This is a genomic window from uncultured Methanobrevibacter sp., from assembly GCF_947169325.1.
Lineage (GTDB): Archaea > Methanobacteriota > Methanobacteria > Methanobacteriales > Methanobacteriaceae > Methanocatella.
In genome coordinates, this window is sequence record NZ_CAMVPN010000094.1 from 1 (window position 1) to 7,707 (window position 7,707).

Consider the following 7,707-nt stretch of genomic DNA (forward strand, 5'->3'; position numbering starts at 1 on the left):
TAATATTCGGATTCCTGTTCATATTCTATATCGATGCATTATCATTCCTTATTGGAATTCAATTCTACCTTGTAGGATTCATCATGATATTCTTCGGAATTATAGGATTATTATCAAAAATGAGCCGTGTATCTGCTTTCACATCAGTACTTGTTTTACTTATGGGAATCATTTCAATAGCATTGGCAGTATTCGCACTCTCAGAACCTATATACATTGCAATGATTATTGGAGTCGTTTTAATTATTGAAGGAGTAACCTTAATACTTTCCGAGTAAGATTACCCCTTTACTTTTTTTATTTTCAACTTGGCTAATATTTGATTTTAAAAAATAAAGGATTTTAAGTGTAATCATAGTATGAACCATCAAAGATATATTAACCAAGCCAAATTAAAGTCTTGAGAGTTTTCAAGACGCCACCACGATAGAGATTTCTATAAACACACCTAACTCGCCTTTTAGCGATAGGAGGCATGTTCCGTCCCCTAGCATGACTTGGTTATCGCCGGGAGGGACATGAACATGCAATCTTATTTTGAACCTCATTTATTATAAAAATAGATGAAGTGTGCAGATGTGCTTTTGCACACTTTCACAAATGTTCATCATTCTTCAAAGCAGGAATGTTCAATGAACTGAAACTGAATTTCCTGCTCATTACAGAACTCTTCAATGCGGTTTATGATATCTGTCACATCATCATCTGCGCATTCATTCTTGAAGTAGTAAACAACAGGTTCTGCATTTGTATATACGCCAATTGTCAGGAATTCATTATTGAAAACACGTATGATTAATGTGTTGTAGATTTGAATGTCTGCAATGATATCATTTTTTGCCTTTCCGATTGAAGTTTCATTTCCTATGACCTTAATCTGGGAATTCTTATAGACCCGTTTTAATTGTAAAATCTTATCTTCATCTGTCAAAATATCACCCTCCGGTTCCATTTCACTTAATTTTTCTTTAAACAGTCTTGCATTGTGCAGTTTTTCCTGAACTTCCTTGAGTTCTTTTTCCAAGTTCTTTTCATCCTCTATCAATGAATTGATGAATGCCTCTGAACCATTGTTGAAGTTTTCATACATCTCCAACACGTCTCTTGGTGAGAGTATTGAATGATTTTTGAAAAATTCCTTGGTGTGCGGTTTTACGCGTATGCTTAATGGCTTGAGCTTTTCTTTCCTGGATTTTGAATCAAAGAATTCATCTGCAAATTCATTTCCTCTTCTGTGCAATGCATTCATTTTTCGTGCGAACATCTGTTCGAATTCTTCCCTGGACATGTCTTCCGGGAAGTTGAATTCGAATTCACCAGGAGAATATGATCCCCCGAATCTTTCATTTCCGAATGTGAATTTTCTTGGGTCTTCTGTTCTTTTTTGGTTTGACATATTATCACCCTATGGAATGTATTACAAAATTGATTTTTGTATACAATTAAATATTGTGTCGAGGTAGTATATAAATGTATGCATTTTTAAAAAATGTATACACAAAAAATTTAAAAAAAATAATAGCATTCATTTAAACCCTTTTGATAGCTCAGCACCAATCTTAAATGCCTCTTCAATGTCTTTTGGATATTGCAAAACAAGTTGTTTTTCTTTCAGTTCCTGGGAAAAGCCACCCATGTTGTATTTGGAATAGTCTCCAACCTGCAATGTATCGCAAACAGGATACGATTTGATTTCACCGTTCAAATATGAAAACAGAAACTCGATGCTTGAGAGATTGTCCTTCATGGATTCTTCATAGAACTGTCTTGGAGCGTTCATGGTATAGAAAATTCCGACATTGACCTTTCCTCTAAAATAGCTGCTTCCATCATCATAGGACATTACACAAAAAATAAGTCGCTCAAGCAATGCCCTGAATTCGCTTGTAGGCTCTCCGAAGTATATCGGTGAGCCGATGAGCAGACAATCTGCGTCAAAGATTTTTTCAATCACTTCAGTCAAATCGTCATTCCAATAGCATTTTCCTTTGGTCTTATCTTTCTTTTTACATACTAGACAACTTCTGCATCCCTTAAAGACCAAATCAGATAAATTTATGAATTCAGTTTCAGCGCCAACAGATTCAGCACCCTTTTGAGCCGCTTCCATAACCTCTGCAGTATTCCATTTTTTTCTTGGGCTTGCATTAATCACAATAGTTTTCACAATAACACCTACAGGTAATTAAAAAATTAAAATAAGTAAACCAAACACTATTTTTTAACAGTTATCTTAACATTCTTGCTTACTGCCTTATAATATGAATTTCCAGCATATTTAACGGTAGCTGTGAAAGTTCCTTTTTTGGTTAATTTTGTAAGTTTGAAAGTTGCCTGACCTTTAGAGTTGGTTTTTGCAGTGTATGTCTTTTTGTTAACCTTTACAGTGACTTTCATTTTTTTCATTACTTTATTTTTATCTGTTTTTAAAGTAACAACATATTTTTTGGTTTTATCATTTATTTTGAATGTCTTTTTGGCGGCAGTCAATTTAGGAGTTGCCTTGTTTACTACAACATTGACTGACTTTGTTGCTCCTAAAACTTTTGCTTCACCTGCATATGATATTGTTGCAACATAAGTTTTTACGGTCAATGATTTTGGAATGGCAACTATTGCCTGACCATTGGATTTTACTGTAGCAGTATACACTTTGTTGTTTAATTTGACGGTTATTGTTCTTCCGACTAAAGGATTATCATTCTCATCTATTAATGTTACAACAATGTTTTTGCTTGTTCCATAAGTGGTTGTCACTTTTGAAGACATTAAAACGCTTTCCAAAGGTTTTTCAGCGACATTGATCTTTATGGATTTTGAAACAGGATTAAAGTTATCATCACCATTATAAATCACATTAACGTCATATTCTCCCGGATCGATATCTTCAAGTCTGGAAACTCCCTCCTTAATTTCTGATGAATATTCATTGCCTTCACCTAAAACAAAGATAACATCCCCAGTTGCGGTTTTCGGTAAAACCGCTTTTAAGACATCCGCACCATTTTCTTTAACAAATGATAACGTTAGGGTAGGAGTTGTTTTTGTGATAACTAAAGTGGAATCTTTTGTTTCACCAGTTATTGTGTTGATAATTGTTACTGTGTAATTTCCTTTCTCCAAACTTGCATCTAAGGTTGCAACACCCAAATCATCGGTTATTTGTTCATATTCCCTGTTGCCAATCTTAAATGTGACTTTCTTATTTTTAGCCAAATCACCGTTTCCGTCACGGATTTCAGCACTGATTTTTGAAATTGATACTTCTCCAGCACCGCCATTGACTGTGATTGTTGATTTAACAGTAACAGCAGACTTGACAGTTTTATCATCAAAGCTGCATTCGAAAACATGAAGTCCTGGGTCTAAATTAGCGTCGAATGTGGCAATTCCATTGCTGTCGGTTGTTATGTTATAGCTTTCATCACCTATTTGAAGAGTGATAATTGCGCCTTCAACAGGTTTATTGAAATTGGTTAAGTTTGCAGTGAACTTTTCAGGACCGCCATAATATTTTGATACATCCGAAGCGGAAAGGGCGTAATCTGTACGGACATAATCGAATTTGATAGTAGGTGAGATTATATTGTTGAAATTATAATCCCCAATATAATTCGCATATGCTTCATAAGACCCTTCATCAAGAACATTCAGTGCCAGTATCGCTTTTCCATTCTTAACACCGGTAGTGTACTTATTGGATCCCATGGTAAATACGACATTACCTACTGCAGAATCATGCGCTAAATCAGCAGTTAAAAGAAGAGTGTCTCCACGTTTGCTTTTTGTAAGAGTGATTTTAGGAGTGGTTTTATATACTGTTAATTTTGATTGTTTTTGCTCTCCGTTACGCAAATTGACAATTGTAACCGTGTAAGTTCCAACAGGCAAATCAACATTTGCACTGGCAAAACCAGTACTATCTGTTTTAGCACTGTATTCCTTTCCATCAACAATGAATTTAACATCAAAGTCCTTATTGCTTTCATCATCAGGGTCAATGAAATGGGCTCCAACTTTTGAATTTAAATATTCGCCATAAAAATCGACCTTGTCAATTGTTGAATATACGAAAACCTTATGCAATATTGACTGGCCATTATATTCAAACAATACATCGTAATCCCCAACTTCCAAATCCAAATAAAACATGGCATTTCCATCTTTATCAGTAGTATTGTAATAAGTTTTATTTGAAATAGTTGCTTTTACAACTTCTCCTTCAATGCCTTTGCCATTTTCATCAGTAATTGTAGCCATAGTTCCAGAAACACCATAGTATCCCCAATAATTACTTGAAGAAATCTGATATGGATTATCAGTTACGGAAAATGTTTTTGTATCTGATGAAACCCTTAAATTGGAATCACTGGAATAAATCGCTGTGACATTATAATCACCAAGAGCCAAATTATCAAGCCTTAAGACCGCAACACCCTTTTGAATATTAACCTTATAGACATTTCCTGAAACAAGGAAATTGACATGGCCTGATGCCTGTACAGGATTGACGTTGGCATTTATAGTTACAACAGAACCCAATTGAGTAACTGAAACTACACAAGTGGAATCTGCTGGCAATATGTCCAATATAAACTGTTTTTTCTCACCGCTGATTGGATTAATTGCAGTTACCAAATATTTATTAACATATAAATTAAGTTTAAGATTTGCGAAACCTACATTATCTGTAGTAGCATTATATTCAAGAGGGATGGAATTTGTACCATACAGCTCAACATTGAATGACACCTTATTATTTGAAAGCACATTACCTTCCGTATTCAGGAATGATGCAGAAGCATATACGTCTAAAAATTCCTGGGAAAGATCATTGGCTACAATGGTGGATAAGACTGCAAACTTGGATGAGACTGTCTTTCCTCCATATTGTAAATGTACATAATAAACACCAACAGGTAAGCTTAAATCCAGAATTATCTGACCATTGGCGTCAGTTTTTAAAGTGTAATTTTTTCCGTCAACTGAAACCTTAACGTTGACTCCGCTTAAGGCCTTGCCGTCATTGGACAATGTGGCAACATACTTTTCAGGTCCGCCGTAAAACTTAGATACATCATTGGCCTGAATAATCAAATTGGACTGTGCATTTTTTAATACATTGACCTTAAAGTCAATAAGATTGGAAATTGCCCTGCTGGATTGGAACTGTGCGGTTACATTATATGTTCCTTCTTTTTCAAAAGTAAAGTTCAGGCAGGCTTTTCCATTTTCAACGGTTGCATAATAATACTGGTCATTGATTGTAAATGTCACAAGACCCTCTAGAGGACATGCTATTCCATCTTCAACATAATTTTCAGGAAGAGTCAATTGGATATTGACCAAATCACCAACACTGACATTACCTAATGGATTGTCCTCATCACCGCCGAATTGATTTATATCAATAGCTATCTCATTCAATGATTTTAAACGTGTGAATGCTTTAATACAGGCTACGCCAGGCATATTTGATTCATATAAATCAACCCAATTTCTGCCATCGTTACTGTAGAATGAAATACCCTTATCAAAGGTTATCTTATTTATTTCATCAGCTGTACAAATAGGAAGATATACCGGTGCCCCATTGAAGATTTTGATTGAAATTTCAAAGGAATCTCCTTTCTTTAAAGGAACCTCATTTACAAGAGGTATTGTAAAGTATCCAGTTTGAGAGTAACCATTTTGAGTTGTAACAAGATTTCCATTCAGATATATTGAAGCAGTGAAGTTTGTTGGCTCATCGAAATATGTTGAAAATGCAGACAATATCTCATCATTTCTAGCTGTGAACTTATTTTTTATGTATACTTCATCACTTTTTATGCTATGAAAACCGCTTTTACCTGCATAATCATATTGGTAAATGTTGCTGTAGCCCCTGTCATCGTCGAAAATGAAGGTATAACCGAAACTGATTTCCTGCTGGTATGACAGGTATCCGAAACCATTATATCCCCAATTGGAACCCCAACTGTTTTTAATTATCCATGCTCCCACTGCCTTATTTCCTAAAAAGTCATTACTGGCAAATTCATCATCCCAACCTACGATTGTGACAGCATGGCCCTGATTTTCTGATAGGTCAATACCAATGGAAACGGCACCGTATTGCATTACTGCTCTTTTAATATAATCGTTATCGTAGAAACTTTCCCTTTCAGGCAAAATATAAACATTTTGAACATGAACTATGGAATCATATATTACTGATAATGATGAATAATCATCATAAGTATCGTATTCATCATATGTTGGGCCAAACCAACCTGCAAGGTAAGCTATAAACATGTATAAGTTACCACCGCTGTTTACACCATCATCTGAGTCAAACAAAGCATATTCTGACATCAGGTTTTTGACATTTTCTTCAGAGAAATCATATTCGATTCCGGTTGCTTTTTTAATGCATGCCTCCAATGTTGAAATACCTGCAAATGCCCAACAGTTTCCACCTTGAATCTGGTCTTTTGCCGGAGTAACATAACCATACTTTCTTGAATCATAGGAAGAAGGCAACATACTTATTGATTCAGAAGAATAGTTAATCAATGGAACCGCAGGATAATAATCGATATCGTAAACGTTTCCATATTTTATAAACACATGTGAATTATCATAAACATTGCCGCTTTCCACAACATTGACCTTATCTCCATCAATGAATATAATGTTTCCTTCATTGGCTGTCGAATCCTTGAAGACATTATTTGATAATCTGAATGAATCGGAAAGCCTGTTAAAAATGCTTCCCCCACTGTCTGCATTAGATCCAGTGAAGGTATTTCCAGTAAGGGCAATACCACCATACATATTGTAGATTGAACCTCCGTAATATGTTGCGGTGTTGTTTATAAATTCAGAATCGCAAACAGAGGAAATACTCATTAAATTACAAATTGCCCCACCAAAATCGGAATGTCCATCCCTAAATAAAGAATCTGCAACATTCAATGTTCCCCTAACCATATAGATTGCACCACCCGCATCATTTAAAGAAGCAAAATCATTGAAGACAACATGATTAATATCTAATTGGCTTGAAAAAGATGCAATGGCACCACCAAAACTGAATGCCTCAGACATGTTAAATTGAGAATCCTTCAAATCCAAAATACTGCAATTGGCATATATTGCGCCCCCATATTTAGCATTATTACTCTTAAAATAAGAACCATGAATAGTTAAATTAGATTTTACACTATAGATTGATCCTCCAAAACGGTCTGCTGAGGAATTGTAGAAAACACAATTTTGGATATTAGCAAAGGAGTTGTAGGTGGCTATAACTCCACCGGATAGAGCAGAATTGCTGATAAACTGACAATCATTTAAGTCTAAAGTGGTAATCTTGCCTGAAGGAGTATCACAAATGATTACACCACCATAAGTGGAATCATATATTTTAGAAATAGACGAATAGGATAAAGCCGGGGGATTAGACGGATTAAAACCTACACTGTTTGCAAACATGACATTATCAGCCACCAAATTTGCCTGGTTGTTAATGTGAACACCAATCATTGTCAAATTCCTTAAAACAAAATAAGAATTATCAGTGACTGTAAACTCAAATTTATTGTGTAAAGTGGATTTAAAAATAGTCTTTTCCATACTTTGACCAACAAATGTTGTCTTGTATGTTGAAGAAGAATAAATTGAATCTGTTTCATTTATAACATATGTCCCATCAGCAAAATG

Annotated in this window: 3 protein-coding genes and 1 pseudogene; 1 reads left to right on the plus strand and 3 read right to left on the minus strand. The window is 35.0% G+C overall.

The features are described from left to right. Window positions 1–278: pseudogene (locus tag Q0W26_RS10420) on the plus strand (hypothetical protein); the annotation flags it as partial. 329 nt (window positions 279–607) lie between these two features. Here the strand turns inward: Q0W26_RS10420 and Q0W26_RS10425 are convergent. From Q0W26_RS10425 to Q0W26_RS10435, 3 genes are all read right to left on the minus strand, one after another. After that, the gene (locus tag Q0W26_RS10425) at window positions 608–1,396 is read right to left on the minus strand and encodes a hypothetical protein (protein WP_298524941.1); all 789 of its coding nucleotides are present in this window, start codon (window positions 1,394–1,396) and stop codon (window positions 608–610) included. A 129-nt stretch (window positions 1,397–1,525) separates the two neighbouring features. Next, on the minus strand, window positions 1,526–2,167 hold the full coding sequence (locus tag Q0W26_RS10430) for a flavodoxin family protein (RefSeq protein ID WP_298524944.1): 642 nt from the start codon (window positions 2,165–2,167) through the stop codon (window positions 1,526–1,528). 47 nt (window positions 2,168–2,214) lie between these two features. After that, the gene (locus tag Q0W26_RS10435; protein WP_298524947.1) at window positions 2,215–7,620 is read right to left on the minus strand and encodes an Ig-like domain repeat protein; all 5,406 of its coding nucleotides are present in this window, start codon (window positions 7,618–7,620) and stop codon (window positions 2,215–2,217) included. Window positions 7,621–7,707: the final 87 nt, after the last annotated feature.